The sequence below is a fragment of the Arthrobacter pascens genome (assembly GCF_017052465.1).
In the GTDB taxonomy this organism is placed as follows: Bacteria; Actinomycetota; Actinomycetes; order Actinomycetales; family Micrococcaceae; genus Arthrobacter; species Arthrobacter pascens.
This window is the reverse complement of sequence record NZ_JAFHKT010000143.1, coordinates 39,657-53,786: the sequence shown is the minus strand read 5'-3', so window position 1 is coordinate 53,786 and position 14,130 is coordinate 39,657. Positions and strand designations below refer to the sequence as shown.

The following is a 14,130-nucleotide window of genomic DNA, read 5'->3' as shown; positions in this document are numbered from 1 at the left end:
CAGAGACACGAACGGCCGTTCCCCGCATACGCGCTGCTGGCCAGCAACGCTTATGCGGGGAACGGCCGTTTAAAGGGATCTAGCGGCCGGCGAGGGCGTCGACTATCGCGGGCAGCAGGGCACGGAAGGCCTGCCCGCGGTGGCTGATGGCGTTCTTCTCGTCCGGCGTCAGCTCCGCGCAGCTGCGGTCGAGTCCGAGGGGCTGGAGCACGGGGTCGTAGCCGAAGCCGCCCTCACCGCGCGGCTCCCGCAGCAGGGTGCCGGCGAGCTGGCCGTACTCCACCACCTCGTGTGCCCCGTCCCCCGCCGACGCCGGCACCGCCAGGGCTGCGGCGCACACGAAGGCGGCGCCGCGGTGGGCGTCGGGGACATCGGCGAGCTGGGCCAGCAGCAGCCGGAGGTTGGCGGCATCGTCCCCGTGCCGACCTGACCAGCGGGCGGAAAAGATGCCCGGGGCTCCGCCCAGCACGTCAACGGACAATCCGGAGTCGTCGGCGATCGCAACCAGCCCTGTCGCCTCGGCCACCGCCCGCGCCTTGAGCAGCGAGTTTTCCGCGAAGGTCACGCCGGTCTCGGCGACGTCGGGGCCTCCGACGGCGGACGCGTCCACTACCTGGGTGTCGACGTCCAGCCCGGGAACCTGCCCCCGCAGCAGATCGCGCAGTTCCCGCAGCTTCCCCTTGTTGTGCGTGGCCAGCACCAGCCGGGGTGCCGGCGCTGGGCTCTGGCCGCTCACGGCGCTGTTGTCATTCACGGCGCTTCGGCCAGGGTTTCGCGCTGGATGGCTGCGAGCTGCTCCGTCCCCAACAGTGCAAGGTCGAGCAGCTTGTTGAGCTCGTCGCGGTCGAACGGGGCGCCCTCCGCGGTGCCCTGCACCTCCACGAACTTGCCGGAACCGGTCACCACGACGTTCATGTCGGTCTCGGCCCGGACATCCTCGATGTACGGCAGGTCAAGCATCGGAACGCCGTCGATGATGCCAACGGACACGGCGGCGATGGTGTCCACCAGCGGCTGGGCGTTCCGGGCAATCATCTTGTTCTCGCGGGCAAAGCGGATCGCCTCGGCGAGGGCCACATAGGCGCCGGTGATCGCGGCGGTCCGCGTCCCGCCGTCGGCCTGCAGGACATCGCAGTCCAGCACGATGGTGTTTTCGCCGAGCGCCTTGGTGTCGATGATCGAGCGCAGCGAACGCCCGATCAGGCGTGAAATCTCATGGGTGCGGCCGCCGATCTTGCCCTTGACGGATTCGCGGTCGGAGCGCGTGTTGGTGGCGCGCGGCAGCATGGCGTATTCGGCCGTGACCCAGCCGCGGCCTTCGCCCTTGAGCCAGCGGGGAACGCCCTCGGTCAGGGAAGCCGTGCACAGTACCCGGGTGTTGCCGAACTCGATCAGGGCGGATCCCTCCGCCTGCTTGGACCAGCCGCGGGTGATGCTGATGGGGCGGAGCTGGTCCGGGGTGCGGCCGTCGGCACGGATGACGGGGGCAGTGGTTGCTTCGGAAGTCATGCCTTTAGCTTATCGATTTATCCGCGCCCGGCTGGCGCAGTAGGTGCCAGCCTCAGACCGTGCCCTCAGACGATGTAGTGGACTCCCGCGACCGCGACGGCGACATCGCCGCCGAAAGCGGGACGCGCCTCGGCCATGACTTTCGTCTGGGAGGTCCAGACCGGGATGTGCGTCAGGAGCAGGCGGCGGGCGCCGGCCACCGCAGCGGCTTCGCCTGCCCGCTTGCCTGTCAGGTGGACGTCCTTGATGCCGTCGTCGCGGCCCTCTTCGAAGGCCGCCTCGCACAGGAACAGGTCAGCGTCCTTGGCAGCTTCTTCGAGTCCGCGGCAGGAATCGGTATCCCCCGAGTAGGTCAGGACGCGCGTCACGGCCGCCCCGGTGGCGTCGGGCTCGGTCACCTCCACGCGCAGCGCGTAGGCCTCCTCCACGGGATGGTTCACCGCGAAGGGCGTCACGGTGAAAGGCCCCACGGTGACGGACTGGCGCTCGGTCCAGTTGGTGAAGTCAAATTCCTCGTGCATGCCCGGGTCGAGGTCAAGGCCGTACGCGGTGGCCATCCTGTCCGCCGTCGCGGCAGGCCCCCAGACCGGGATGCGTCCCCGGTCCCAGCCGCCGGGCTTCCACCGCACGGCCACGTGCAGTCCGCACAGGTCCATGCAGTGGTCCGGGTGCAGGTGCGTCAGGAAGATGGCGTCGATGTCCTCAAGGTCCGTGTAGCGCTGGATGGCGCCCAGGGCTCCGCTGCCAAGGTCCATGACGACTTTCCAGGTGCGTTCGCCGTCATGCGCTGTCAGCAGGTAACAGGACGCGGGCGAACCAGGCCCGGGGAAGGACCCGGTGCAGCCGACGATGGTGAGCTTCACAGGGCGGAACCTCCGGACGACGGGCTGCCGCCGGCACCCTGTCCCACAAAATTCGAGATCCGCGGCCGGGACGCCGCACGCTGGGCAGCGGCGATCATTTCCGGCGTAATGCGCGCCAGGCTTCCGGTCGGATACTGTGCGGCCACATGGTCGACGTGCTTGACGCTGAGGACTTCGGGCCCGAGGAACCTGCGCGCGAGCGATTCAAACTGGCCCGCGTCACCCGTGGCGATGAAGCTGTGCTCCGGCGCGGCAGCGGCGGTCCGCTCCAGGCCGCGGCTGGCAAGCGCGCGGTACACGTCCTTGGCGGTTTCCTCGGCACTGGAAACGAGGGTGACGTCCTCGCCCATGACATAGGAAATGACTCCGGTCAGCAGCGGGTAGTGGGTGCAGCCGAGCACAACGGTGTCCACTCCGGCGGCCTTCAGCGGCTCGAGGTACTCCCCCGCCACAGCCAGCAATTCGGGGCCGGTGGTGATGCCCGCCTCCACGTAGCTGACGAACGCGGGACAGGCCACGGAGGTGATGACAAGGTCCGGCGCCGCGGCAAACGTGTCCTCGTAGGCGCGGGAGCCCACGGTGGCGGAGGTGCCGATCACGCCGACGCGCCCGGTGCGGGTGGCCGCCACGGCACGCCTGACGGCCGGCTGGATCACCTCGATCACCGGAATCCCGTAGCGGGCCGTGTACCGCTCGCGGGCGTCCCGGAGGACCGCTGCCGACGCCGAGTTGCAGGCGATGGTGAGCAGTTTGACGCCGGAATCCACCAGTTCGTCCATGACGCCCAGGGCATTGGCGCGCACCTCGGCGATGGGGAGGGGACCGTAGGGCCCGTGGGCGGTGTCACCGACGTAGAGGATGGATTCGTTCGGCAACTGGTCGATGATGGAACGCGCCACCGTGAGTCCGCCGACGCCCGAATCGAAGACCCCGATCGGCAGCGATCCGAGGTTGCCGCCGATGGTCGTTGCGGAATCCGGCGCAGCTCCTGCTGCGGGATCCGTGCTCGATGCTGAAGTCATGATTATTCGAGGATAGGTCTTCCCGGTAGGCGCGGCCATCACTTGTGGTGTGCGCCTCATGTCAAATTTGTCACATCCGGGAACCCGCGCGCCGGCCCGTACGTGGAAGGCCAGCGGACAACGTGCCCCGAGATGGGGCTACGGGCGGGTTTCCAGGGACTGCAGCATCGCCTGGACGAGGGACTCCTGAAGCCACGTGGTGAAGTTGTAGACGAGGGCCAGGTAGCTTTCCACGTCTTCCGCCTGGGACCAGTCCTGCATCTGGTGCACGTGGTCGGCATCGGCCTCGTCCCGGATGTCGAGGCGCTCGGCCAGGACCAGCCGGACATCGTTCAGTGCCGTGGACCAGTGCCGGGCGTCGGCGGCAGTCAGGACCAGCTCATCCTTGTCCAGCTCCAGCGCCGCCGCGCGCAGCGCGCCGATCTTGCTTTCCCGCAGTGAACGTTCGGTGAGCTGGCGGAACTCAAGGGAGGCGGCGCCGTCGTCCTTAACAACGTTCGGCAAGAGCCGCCGGAGCGCGCGGTCCGAAGGCTCCTTGACGTCCATGTCCAGCCCGATCATGGCGGCCAGCGGATCCTGGTTTCCGCGGTCTTCCGGCTCGAGCATCGAGATGACGTCGTCAAAAAGACTGCGCAGCAGCTCCCGCTCCGCCGGTTCCAGGAACCCCGTGATGCCCTTGAGCCCGTATTTGAAAGCCTTAGCCACGTTTTCCCCTGCCCTTGCCTGGGCCGCCGTTCTTGCCGCCCCCGCTGTTTCCGCCGGTGGCCTTCTCAACCGTTGCCCACAGGCCGAAGCCGTGCATGGCCACCGCGTGCTGTTCCACCTGTTCCTTGCTGCCGTGGGCAACGATGGACCGGCCCTTCTTGTGAACCTCCATCATGAGCTTGTTCGCCTTGCTTTCCGAATACCCGAAATAGCTCTGGAAAACGAAGCTGACATAGCTCATGAGATTGACCGGATCATTCCAGATCACCAGGTTCCAGGGGATGTCAGGGGCGGTCAGGGCGTCGGTGGACTCCGCTGTTCCGGTTTGGGTGCTCTCCTGTGTGTCAGGGCCGAGCGCAACGCTTAAGGTCATCTGTCCATTCTATGGGGAGGCGCACTAGAGTGATTTTGTGAGTACCTCCCCGGGCTGGAACCAGCCACGCACGTCCCTGTTCACTGATCACTACGAACTGACCATGTTGCAGGCCGCGCTCCATTCCGGCGCCGCCCACCGCAAGTCAGTCTTCGAGGCGTTCGCACGCAGGCTGCCCGACGGCCGGCGCTACGGGATCGTGGGCGGCACCGGCCGGCTGCTGGACGGCATCGCGGCCTTCCGCTTCGGCGACGCTGAACTGGAGTTTCTGGGCCGTACGCACGTGGTCAACCAGAAGACCCTGGATTACCTGGCCGACTTTCGCTTCACCGGGGACATCTGGGGCTATGCGGAAGGCGAGGCCTACTTCCCGAACTCGCCCGTCCTGATCGTCGAATCGACGTTCGCCGAGGCCTGCATCCTGGAGACCTATATCCTCTCCGTGCTGAACCACGACAGCGCCATCGCCTCGGCGGCCTCCAGGATGATCACCGCGGCCGGGGACCGGCCCTGCATCGAAATGGGCTCGCGGCGGACGCACGAGGAATCGGCCACGGCCGCTGCCCGCGCCGCCGTGATCGCCGGTTTTGACAGCACCTCCAACCTCGAGGCCGGCCTCCGCTACGGGATCAAGACCGTGGGCACCGCGGCCCATTCCTTCACGTTGCTCCATGACACCGAACGCGACGCCTTTGAGGCGCAGGTCGCCTCGCTGGGTACCGGCACCTCGCTGCTCGTGGACACGTACGACGTCGAAACGGCCGTCCGTACGGCCGTGGACATCGCCGGGGACCAGTTGGGCGCCGTCCGGCTGGACTCGGGCGACCTGGTGGAGCAGGCCCAGTGGGTGCGCCGGCTGCTCGATGAGCTGGGCAACGTGAACACCCGCATCATGGTCACCTCCGACCTCGACGAGTTCGCCATTGCGGCCCTCCAGTCCGCGCCGGTGGACGCCTACGGCGTGGGCACGTCCCTTGTTACCGGGTCCGGGGCGCCCACCGCGAGCATGGTGTACAAGCTTGTCAGCCGCACTGACGACAACGGGGAGTTCGTTCCCGTGGCCAAAACTGCCAAGAACAAGGTGAGCAAGGGCGGGCGCAAATATGCCCTCCGCCGGCTGAACGAGCACGGCACGGCCACCCAGGAACTTATCGGCGTGGGCCACCGCCCCCTCGACGACGGCAACGACCGGCCCCTGCTGCAGCAGTTCATCAAGAACGGAGAGCTGCTGCCGGCCTGGACCGGCCACGAAGGCGTGCTGCGCGCCCGCCAGCGCCATGCCGAATCCATGGCGGAACTGCCGGCGGTCGTGCACCGCCTGCATCGCGGCGAGCCGGCCATCCCCACTCTTTACGAGGAAAACTGAGGAGAACTGATGTCACGTGCACTGATCATTGTCGACGTCCAGAACGACTTCTGCGAGGGCGGCGCCCTGCCGGTGGAGGGCGGAGCCGCCGTGGCGGGGGCCATCAGCGAGTACGTCGAAGCGCACCACCTCCAGTTCGACCACATCGTCGCCACGCAGGACTGGCACATCGATCCCGGCGCGCACTTCTCGGAGACACCGGATTTCAAGGACAGCTGGCCGCCGCACTGCGTCGCGGGAACGCAGGGCGCTGAACTCCATCCGGACCTTGAGACCGAACACATCCAGGCCTACTTCCACAAGGGCCTGCACACCGCCGCATACTCCGGCTTTGAGGGCCTGCTCGCTCCCGAGGACGCTGTGCCCACCGGTGACCGGAAACCCGGCGCCCTGCCCATGCCCGGTGATGCGGACTACGCGCCCGAAGAGGACTCCATAGGCCTGGACGACTGGCTCCAGAGCCACGATGTGGAAGACGTCGTGGTGGTGGGCCTCGCCACCGACCACTGCGTCATGGCCACCTCCCTGGACGCCGTGCAGGCGGGCTACTCGGTCACTGTCATCAAGCGGCTGACGGCGGGAATCGCCGAGGACCTGGACGATACCTACGCCGAGCTGGAACTGGGGGGCGTTGACCTCGAGTAGCCGTCCCGCTACTTGCGGCCGACGAACCAGTCCTGGAGCTTCTTGAGCCTTGACTGCAGCTGCTCCTCGTTGGCCTGCGCGACGGGCGGACCGCCACAGACAGTACGCAGCTTCGTATGGACCACACCGTGGGGCGTTCCCGTCCGGGCGGACCAGGCAGCCACATTCTTCGCAAGCTCGTTCCGCAGGTCCATCAGCATCCGGTGGTCCGGAACGGCCGGCGCCGCCGGGGCCGCCGCGGGGCCCTGGCGCTTTTTCCGGCTCTGCTGCTCGTGCTGGCGCTGGCGCAGCAGGGTTCCCACCTGTTCGGCGTCCAGCAGGCCCGGAATGCCGAGGAAATCCAGTTCATCCTCGGACCCGATGTCGCCGCCCGTGCCGAATTCGCCGCCGTCGAACAGCACACGGTCGAAGGATGCCTGGGAATCAAGGGCCTCGAACTTGCCCTTGGTCAGGCTGTCAGAGGCCTTGTCCTCACGGTTGGCCTCGTCCATGAGCGAATCTTCCGGATTGAAGAGGCCGTCACCGTCCTCCTTTTCCGGCCGGTCCAGGGCATGGTCCCGTTCCGCCTCCATGCTGTTGGCCAGCGCCATCAGCTGGGGAACCGAGGGCAGGAACACAGAGGCGGTCTCGCCCCGCTTCCGCGCACGCACAAAACGGCCCACGGCCTGGGCGAAGAACAGCGGCGTGGACGTCGACGTCGCGTACACGCCCACCGAAAGACGCGGAACGTCCACGCCTTCGGACACCATGCGGACGGCCACCATCCAGCGCTTCTCGTTCGCCGAGAATTCTTCGATCTTGCTCGAAGCCTTCGCATCATCCGACAGGATGACGGTGGGCGATTCGCCGGTGATCCTCTTCAGCTGGCCGGCATACGCCCTGGCATCCTCATGGTCCGTCGCGATCACCAGGCCGCCTGCATCCGGCACGGACCGGCGCACCTCGCTGAGGCGCTTGTCCGCTCCGGCGAGCACGGCCGGAATCCACTCCCCGGCGGGGTTCAGGGCTGTGCGCCATGCCTGGGACGTGACATCCTTGGTCACCGCGGCCTCGCCAAGGGAAGCGGCCATTTCCTCTCCGCCGCTGGTGCGCCAGCGCATCTGGCCCGAATACGCCATGAACATGACCGGCCTCACCACGTGGTCGCGCAGCGCATTGCCGTAGCCGTAGGTGTAGTCCGCCTTGGACCGCCTGATGCCGTCCCGGTCCTCCGCGTACTCCACGAACGGGATGGGCGAAGTGTCCGAACGAAAGGGGGTGCCGGTCAGCGACAGGCGCCGGACCGCGGGATCGAACGCCTCGCGGAGGCCGTCTCCCCAGGACAGCGCCTCGCCGCCGTGGTGGATCTCGTCCAGGATCACCAGGGTGCGGGCAGCCTCGGTCTTGGCACGGTGCAGCATGGGCTTGCTGGCCACCTGCGCATACGTCACGGCAACGCCAATGAAGCCCCGGCCGTGCTGGCCGTCGGAATTCTTGAAGTTCGGATCGATGGCGATGCCGACGCGTGCGGCGGCGTCAGCCCACTGCCTCTTCAGGTGGTCCGTCGGGGCAACGATGGTCACCCGGTTAACGGCGCCGGACTCGATGAGCATGGACGCCACGCGGAGGGCGAAGGTGGTCTTGCCTGCGCCGGGCGTCGCCACAGCCAGGAAGTCGCGCGGACCAGTGCTGAAGTAGCGGTCGAGGGCTTCCTGTTGCCAGGCACGGAGTTTCTGGGCGGTTCCCCAGGCTGCACGTTCCGGATAAGCCGGGGGCAGGGTGGGTCCGCCGAAGAGTGTCTCCGTCACTACTTGTTGTTGCCTGAGTCCCCGCCGGACCCCTTGCCGCCGTCATTGCCCGGGCGAAGGCCGTCGTAGACCTCTTTGCACATCGGGCAGACCGGGAATTTCTGCGGGTCACGCCCGGGCGTCCAGACCTTGCCGCACAGCGCGATGACGGGGTCACCGGTCAGCGCGGACTCCATGATCTTTTCCTTGCGGACGTAATGCGAGAAGCGTTCACGGTCGCCGGGTTCCACTTCCTGGCGCTGTTCCTCGCGCTCAATGGTGGCCGTGGACGATCCGGCTCCGGAGAGCTCACGCATGGGGTCGTTGTCGAGAGGATCCGTCATGCTAGTCATGCCATCCATCTTAGCCCGTCCCGGAGCGTGGGCCGCGGACCCCGGACCGGAGCCGCGCAGCCGGCAAAGCAGCAGGCAAAGCGGCCGGCGCGGCGTCTACAGGTCCTGCCAGGCCGGCTTGTGATCGTACGAATGGCGGTAGTAGTCGGCCAGTTTCAGCGACGACGCCGCGGCCTCGTCGATGAGGATGGACGCGTGCGGATGCAGCTGGAGGACGGAAGCGGGGCAGACTGCCGCCACGGGACCCTCGATGAGATCATGGACCGCCTGCGCTTTCTGTGCCCCCGTCGCCACCAGCACGGCGTGGCGGGATTCGAGGATGGTGCCCAGTCCCTGCGTCAGCACGTGGTGGGGCACCTCCGTGAGGCTGCCGAAAAAGCGGGCATTGTCCCGGCGTGTCTGCTCAATGAGCGTCTTGATGCGCGTCCGGGACGCCAGCGATGAACCCGGTTCGTTGAATCCGATGTGGCCGTCGGTTCCCAGTCCCAGCAGCTGCAGGTCCACCCCGCCGCTCTCCCGGATGGCGTCCTCGTACGCCCGGCACGCGGCGGGAATGTCCGGCGCGCTGCCGTCCGGGCCGTGGACATTGTCCGGGGGGATGTTGACCCTGTCGGCAAAGTCCCTGCGGATGACCTCGCGGTAGGACTCCGGATGGCCGGGTTCCAGCCCCACGTACTCGTCCAGCAGAAAGCCGTGGACCCTGCTGAAGTCCAGCAGGCCACGCTCATGGCGCGCTGCCAGTTCATCGTAGATCGGCAGTGGCGATGAACCTGTGGCCAGGCCCAGCACGGCCTCGGGCTTGCGGCGCAGCAGCGCCTGGACGGCATCCGCCGCCAGGGAGGCGATCTGCCTGTTGCCCGGAAGGATCACGACCTCCACGGTGCACCGCCTTTCATCTGCATGCCGCGACCGGACGTGCACGGTCCGGGCCAGCGGTCTCGTGCCTAGTCAACCACGTGCGGAGCCGCCCCGGCAGGCCCGTTACCTGTTGACGGTCAGCTGGGCCAGCAACTCGGGCCCGCGGGCATCGAGCCAGCGGCCGCCGACGCGGACGCCTGCCACGAAGAGGGCCAGTCCCAGCAGCAGCCCGACGGCGAGGTTGGCCCAGCCAAAGGCCGGGTCACCGGTGACGGACTGGGCGATCAGCAGGGCGGCTTCCGGAAGCATCAGCACCAGCAGGACGCCCATGCCGCCGAACTGGACGGCCAGGGTCTGGCCCACGTTGCCGGGCGGTTTCTTGAAGGGGCTGTCCCCGGGGAGCGGAACCGCCGCCGTGTAGCGGGCCGAAACCACCGAGGCGAGGCCAAGCCCGCTGAACAACACACCGAGGGAGAGCCCCAGGATGGCCGGCAGCCACTCCCAGTTCCCGGTCAGGAAGAACGGCCCCACCGCAAGGACCAGCACGGTGGGCAAGGCAAAGGAAAGGCATGCCAGGGCGCGCCCCAACCGGTCATGCAGGCCGCGGACTCCTGCGGCGAGATGCAGGGCGAATGCCGTGTTGTCGTAGGACACATCGGCCGAGATGGACCAGGCCAGCAGGAATGCGGTCAGCGGGCCGACGATCATGATGACGCCGAAACTGCCCGTCTGGCTTCCCTGGAACGCCAGCACCACGGGCAGGAGCGGAATGGCCACGAGGGATCCGGAGTACCGCGGATCCCGGAACCAATAGGTCAGGGAACGGGCGGCAATGGCGCCCGTCGGCGAGGCGGGAAACAGCGCGAACAGCCCCATCCGGCCCCCCGTCCTGCGGTTGCTTCCGGCGTAGGGCGGGGTGACCAGGGCGCGCTGCAGCAGGAGTTTCCAGCACCAGGCCATGGCGCCGAGGGTTGCCACGCCGATGAGGAGCTTCAGGGCTGCATCGACAGGACGCCCCGCCGCGAGGTCGCCGCCCAGTGACCAGGCTGCGCCCAGGGGCGTCCAGGACAGAACCTGTGCGAGCTCGGTGAGGAAGTCCCGGGAGTCCGCAATGCCCTGTGACACGCCGGCCACAAGAGGCCCCATCAGGACCAGGGGCACCATGAAGGCCAATCCGCTGGCATCCTTGAAGCGCCGCGAAGCAGCCAGGCTAACGGTGGCGGTGGTGACCACCTTGGACAGCACGACGCAGCTCAGCACGGCCACAACGGCACCGACGAGGGCGCCGGCCGCAGGGAGGACGCCCCGCCACCAGGTGCCCACCGTCGCGAGGGCCACGAGTGATGTGGCCAGCCCGGGAATCCCGATCAGGCCTCCCACAGCAAGGCCCGCCAACAGCTGGGGCATCGGGATCGCCGAGGTTGCGAACCGCGCGGGGTCCAGCGTCATGTCGGCCGCGGCGGCAACCACGGGAACAATCCCCCAGCCGAGCAGGGCCGCAGAACCGCCGAGCACAACAACTGTCTGGGCAAGGAGCGGGTCCTGCTGGCGGAGGAAGAGCAGCGCCGCGACGCATGTGCCCACGATCCCCAGGGCGTACAGCCCGCCGATTGCCAGGCCGATCAGCTGCAGCGGACTCCGCCGCAGCCCGTTGCGCAAAAGCGTCAGTTTCAGCCTTAGGAGGTGCGCAACCACTCGAGCCCCCCGGTCTGGACTTTTCCGCCCACCAGCTGGACGAACCGCTCTTCGAGGCTCACGCCGCCGCGGACTTCTGCCACAGTACCCGCGGCCAGGAGCCGTCCTTCGGCAACGACGGCAACGTGGTCGCACATCCGCTGCACCAGGTCCATGACATGGCTGGAGACGATCACGGTTCCTCCGCTGGCAACGTACCGCTCCAGGATGTCGCGGATGTTTGCTGCGGAGACCGGGTCCACTGATTCGAACGGCTCGTCCAGGACCAGCACCTTGGGCGCATGGATCAGGGCGGACGCGAGGGCTATCTTCTTGGTCATCCCGGCCGAGTAGTCCACCACGAGCGTTCCGGCGTCACCGCTCAGGTCCAGCGCGGTCAGCAGCTCCCCCACGCGGGCCGAGACCACGGCCTTGTCCATGCCGCGGAGCAGTCCCGCGTAGGTGACGAGCTGTTCGCCCGTGAGCCGGTCGAACAGCCTGATGCCGTCCGGCAGGATGCCCATCAGCTTCTTGGCTTCCAGCGGCCGCGCCCACACGTCAACGCCGTGGACCACCGCCGTGCCGAAATCGGGCCGCAGAAGCCCGGTGGCCATGGACAGCGTGGTGGTCTTGCCTGCACCGTTCGGGCCGACGATTCCGAAGAAAGAGCCGGCGGGAACCTCCAGGCTGATACCGTCGACGGCGATCTTGCTGCCGAAGCGCTTGGCAAGTCCCCTGATGGACAGGGCAGCGGCGGGAACACTCATGGACTCACCCTATCCGCGTCCCGGCCGCGGCGGGATCCCCCTCAAGGAGTAAAGCGCCGCCGGCAGCGGCTCCGCCTCAGGGCTGAGGGCCGCGCCCCGCTGCGGGTGCTCAAAACGTCCGCCGGGGCACCGCCCGCTCGTACTGGGGTGCCCACTTGAGGTCGTGTCCGAGCTCGAAGGCGGCCCGCAGCCACCAGTGCGGGTCCCGCAGCGCCGCCCTGGCGATGAAGACGCCGTCGGCTTGTCCGGTGGCAACCACATGCTCCGCCTGCCCGGGCGACGTCAGCAGCCCGACGGTGCCCGTGGCAACGCCGGTTTCGCGGCGGATGCGGGCGGCGAAGCCGGTCTGGTATCCCGGTCCCGGCTGGATCTGCTGGTGCGCCACCGCACCGCCGCTTGAGACGTCGATGAGGTCAACGCCGTGTTCCGCGGCCTGGGCCGCAAGCTGCACGGAGTCCTCGACGACGATTCCGCCCTCGGTCCAGTCCGTGGCCGAAATCCTCAGCAGCAGCGGCATGGAGTCGGGGATCACGGCGCGCACGGCGTCGACGACGGCAAGGGTCAGCCTGTTCCTGCCTGCGGCGTCCCCGCCCCAGGCGTCGGTGCGGTCATTCACGAGCGGACTCTGGAACTGGTGCAGCAGGTAGCCGTGCGCACCATGGATTTCAATCGTGTCGAACCCTGCGTCGACGGCCCTCGTGGCCGCAGCGGCGAAATCGGCGATGACGCCCCGGATGTCCTCCTCTGTCATTGCCGCCGGTGCAGCGTAGCCGTCAAACGCCCCGCTGCCGGGCCCCACGGTCTCCCAACCGCCGGCGGATGCGGGAACAGACCCTTTCTCCCCGGAAAACGGCCAGTAGGTGGAGGCCTTCCTGCCTGCGTGGGCGAGCTGGGCGCCGATCTTGGCGTCCGCGGCGCCGTGGCGGTGCACAAAGCCCACGATGCGCTCCCAGCCGGCCGCCTGCTCGTCGTTATAAAGCCCGGCGTCACGCGGACTGATCCGCCCGGAGGCGTTGACTGCCGCGGCCTCGGTGAGGATCAGGGCCGCTCCCCCGGCCGCGAACGAGCCCAAATGCATGAGGTGCCAGTCGTTGGGCACACCCGGCGCGGCCTCAGGGTCGCAGCTGTACTGGCACATGGGCGAAACCCAGCCCCGGTGCTGCAGCCGCAGCGAGCGGAGGGACAGCGGCCTGAAGAGGGCCGGAACTGTCACTAGAACAGCACCCGCGCCAGCGCCTGGCGGGCCTTTGCGACGCGCTGGTCGGTGCTCCCGACGACGTCGAACAGCTCCAGCAGCCGCACGCGGGCCGTCTCACGCTCCGGTCCAAAGTTCCTGCCGATGAATGCCACCACGCGGTTCAGGGCATCCTCCACGTGTCCCCCGGCGACGTCGAGGTCGGCGACTCCGAGTTGGGCATCGAGGTTGTCCGGTTCGTCGGCCGCGAGCTGCCGGAGCGCGTCACCCTCCGGGCCGGAGACCTTCTGGAGCCGGTCCATGAGTTCCACCTGTGCCAGGCCTGCCTTGGCCTCGGCATCGGCCGGCATCTCGGTCAGCGCCTGCCGGTAGGCCGCCGCGGCGGCGGCGTAGTCCCCGGCCTCGATGGCATCGAAGGCGGCCTGATGCAGCGGCGGCACCGGCGCTGTGGCCGGCTCGGCCGCGGCAGCTCCGCCGACGCTGCCGGACACGCCGTTGGCTGCGGCAACCTTGAGCAGTTCGTCGAGCAGTGCGCGGATCTGCTGTTCGTCGGCCCCGCCCTGGAACAGCGGAACGGGCTGGCCCTTGAGGACGGCCACTGCTGTGGGCACGGCCTGCACCTGGAAGGCCTGGGCGAGCTGGGGAAAGGCCTCGATGTCCGCCGCACCCAGCACCAATCGGCCGGCATAGCCTTGCACGATCCGCTCCAGCGCATCCAGCACGCCCGCCGATTCCGGTGAGTACGCTGCCCAGAGTGCGAACACCACGGGGACCTGCGACGACAGCTCCACGAGGTCCTGGAAGTTGGCCTCGGTGACATCGACGCGAAGGGCCGGCGCCTCGGAGCCGGCAGTCCCGGGCGCTCCGGCCGGGGGCGTGCTGGCCGGGCCGGCGCCGGCAGCGGGGCCCGCCGCCGGAGCAGCCGGCGGCGCCTGGCGCTGCTTGAGGACAGACAGATCGACGGCGCCGCGCAGGTTGAGCTGGCTGGCGGCGGCTGGAGGGACAGGACGGGAGGCTGGCGAACTCATAGCTTC

The 14,130-nt window shown here is 68.2% G+C and carries 15 protein-coding genes; 2 read left to right on the top strand and 13 right to left on the bottom strand.

The features are described from left to right. Nucleotides 1–79: 79 nt before the first annotated feature. The 6 genes from rdgB to clpS form a co-directional block, all read right to left on the bottom strand. On the bottom strand, nucleotides 80–736 hold the full coding sequence (rdgB, locus tag JYA52_RS13315) for an RdgB/HAM1 family non-canonical purine NTP pyrophosphatase (protein ID WP_205653658.1): 657 nt from the start codon (nucleotides 734–736) through the stop codon (nucleotides 80–82). Between the two features lie 14 nt (nucleotides 737–750). Further along, nucleotides 751–1,509, bottom strand: a complete 759-nt coding sequence (gene rph, locus JYA52_RS13310) for a ribonuclease PH (RefSeq protein ID WP_240460304.1) — start codon at nucleotides 1,507–1,509, stop codon at nucleotides 751–753. A gap of 65 nt (nucleotides 1,510–1,574) precedes the next feature. Beyond that, complete coding sequence (locus JYA52_RS13305) at nucleotides 1,575–2,372, bottom strand: MBL fold metallo-hydrolase (protein ID WP_205653657.1); 798 nt, start codon at nucleotides 2,370–2,372, stop codon at nucleotides 1,575–1,577. Then, a complete protein-coding gene (gene murI, locus JYA52_RS13300; RefSeq protein ID WP_372433844.1) occupies nucleotides 2,369–3,394 on the bottom strand; it encodes a glutamate racemase in 1,026 nt (341 codons plus the stop codon). The genes JYA52_RS13305 and murI overlap by 4 nt, the downstream gene beginning before the upstream one ends. Nucleotides 3,395–3,532: 138 nt before the next feature. Further along, a complete protein-coding gene (locus JYA52_RS13295; protein WP_205653656.1) occupies nucleotides 3,533–4,099 on the bottom strand; it encodes a DUF2017 domain-containing protein in 567 nt (188 codons plus the stop codon). Next, on the bottom strand, nucleotides 4,092–4,472 hold the full coding sequence (gene clpS / locus JYA52_RS13290) for an ATP-dependent Clp protease adapter ClpS (protein ID WP_205653655.1): 381 nt from the start codon (nucleotides 4,470–4,472) through the stop codon (nucleotides 4,092–4,094). The genes JYA52_RS13295 and clpS overlap by 8 nt, the downstream gene beginning before the upstream one ends. A 37-nt stretch (nucleotides 4,473–4,509) precedes the next feature. Between clpS and JYA52_RS13285 the strand changes: the two genes are divergently transcribed. Both JYA52_RS13285 and JYA52_RS13280 read left to right on the top strand, forming a co-directional pair. Further along, nucleotides 4,510–5,838, top strand: coding sequence for a nicotinate phosphoribosyltransferase (locus JYA52_RS13285; RefSeq protein WP_205653654.1), 1,329 nt, complete (start codon nucleotides 4,510–4,512; stop codon nucleotides 5,836–5,838). A 9-nt stretch (nucleotides 5,839–5,847) separates the two neighbouring features. Then, entirely contained in the window at nucleotides 5,848–6,483 is a 636-nt protein-coding gene (locus JYA52_RS13280) for an isochorismatase family protein (protein WP_205653653.1), read from the top strand. An 8-nt stretch (nucleotides 6,484–6,491) separates the two neighbouring features. Here JYA52_RS13280 and JYA52_RS13275 read toward each other — a convergent pair whose 3' ends face one another. From JYA52_RS13275 to JYA52_RS13245, 7 genes are all read right to left on the bottom strand, one after another. Next, a complete protein-coding gene (locus JYA52_RS13275; RefSeq protein ID WP_205653652.1) occupies nucleotides 6,492–8,270 on the bottom strand; it encodes a DEAD/DEAH box helicase in 1,779 nt (592 codons plus the stop codon). Beyond that, the gene (locus tag JYA52_RS13270; protein ID WP_205653651.1) at nucleotides 8,270–8,611 is read right to left on the bottom strand and encodes a DUF3039 domain-containing protein; all 342 of its coding nucleotides are present in this window, start codon (nucleotides 8,609–8,611) and stop codon (nucleotides 8,270–8,272) included. The genes JYA52_RS13275 and JYA52_RS13270 overlap by 1 nt, the downstream gene beginning before the upstream one ends. Nucleotides 8,612–8,698: 87 nt before the next feature. Then, nucleotides 8,699–9,481 carry a glucosamine-6-phosphate deaminase gene (gene nagB, locus JYA52_RS13265; RefSeq protein ID WP_205653650.1) on the bottom strand — a complete coding sequence of 261 codons (783 nt, stop codon included), beginning with the start codon at nucleotides 9,479–9,481 and terminating at the stop codon, nucleotides 8,699–8,701. A gap of 102 nt (nucleotides 9,482–9,583) precedes the next feature. Next, nucleotides 9,584–11,155 (bottom strand): transporter, encoded by a 1,572-nt coding sequence (locus JYA52_RS13260; RefSeq protein WP_205653649.1) that lies wholly within the window; start codon nucleotides 11,153–11,155, stop codon nucleotides 9,584–9,586. Continuing rightward, a complete protein-coding gene (locus JYA52_RS13255; protein WP_205653648.1) occupies nucleotides 11,137–11,901 on the bottom strand; it encodes an ABC transporter ATP-binding protein in 765 nt (254 codons plus the stop codon). Before JYA52_RS13255 ends, JYA52_RS13260 begins: the two co-directional genes overlap by 19 nt. Nucleotides 11,902–12,010: 109 nt before the next feature. Further along, complete coding sequence (locus tag JYA52_RS13250) at nucleotides 12,011–13,114, bottom strand: NADH:flavin oxidoreductase/NADH oxidase (protein ID WP_205653647.1); 1,104 nt, start codon at nucleotides 13,112–13,114, stop codon at nucleotides 12,011–12,013. Beyond that, nucleotides 13,114–14,124: a tetratricopeptide repeat protein gene (locus JYA52_RS13245; RefSeq protein WP_205653646.1), complete on the bottom strand. Its 1,011-nt coding sequence runs from the start codon at nucleotides 14,122–14,124 to the stop codon at nucleotides 13,114–13,116. The genes JYA52_RS13250 and JYA52_RS13245 overlap by 1 nt, the downstream gene beginning before the upstream one ends. Nucleotides 14,125–14,130: the final 6 nt, after the last annotated feature.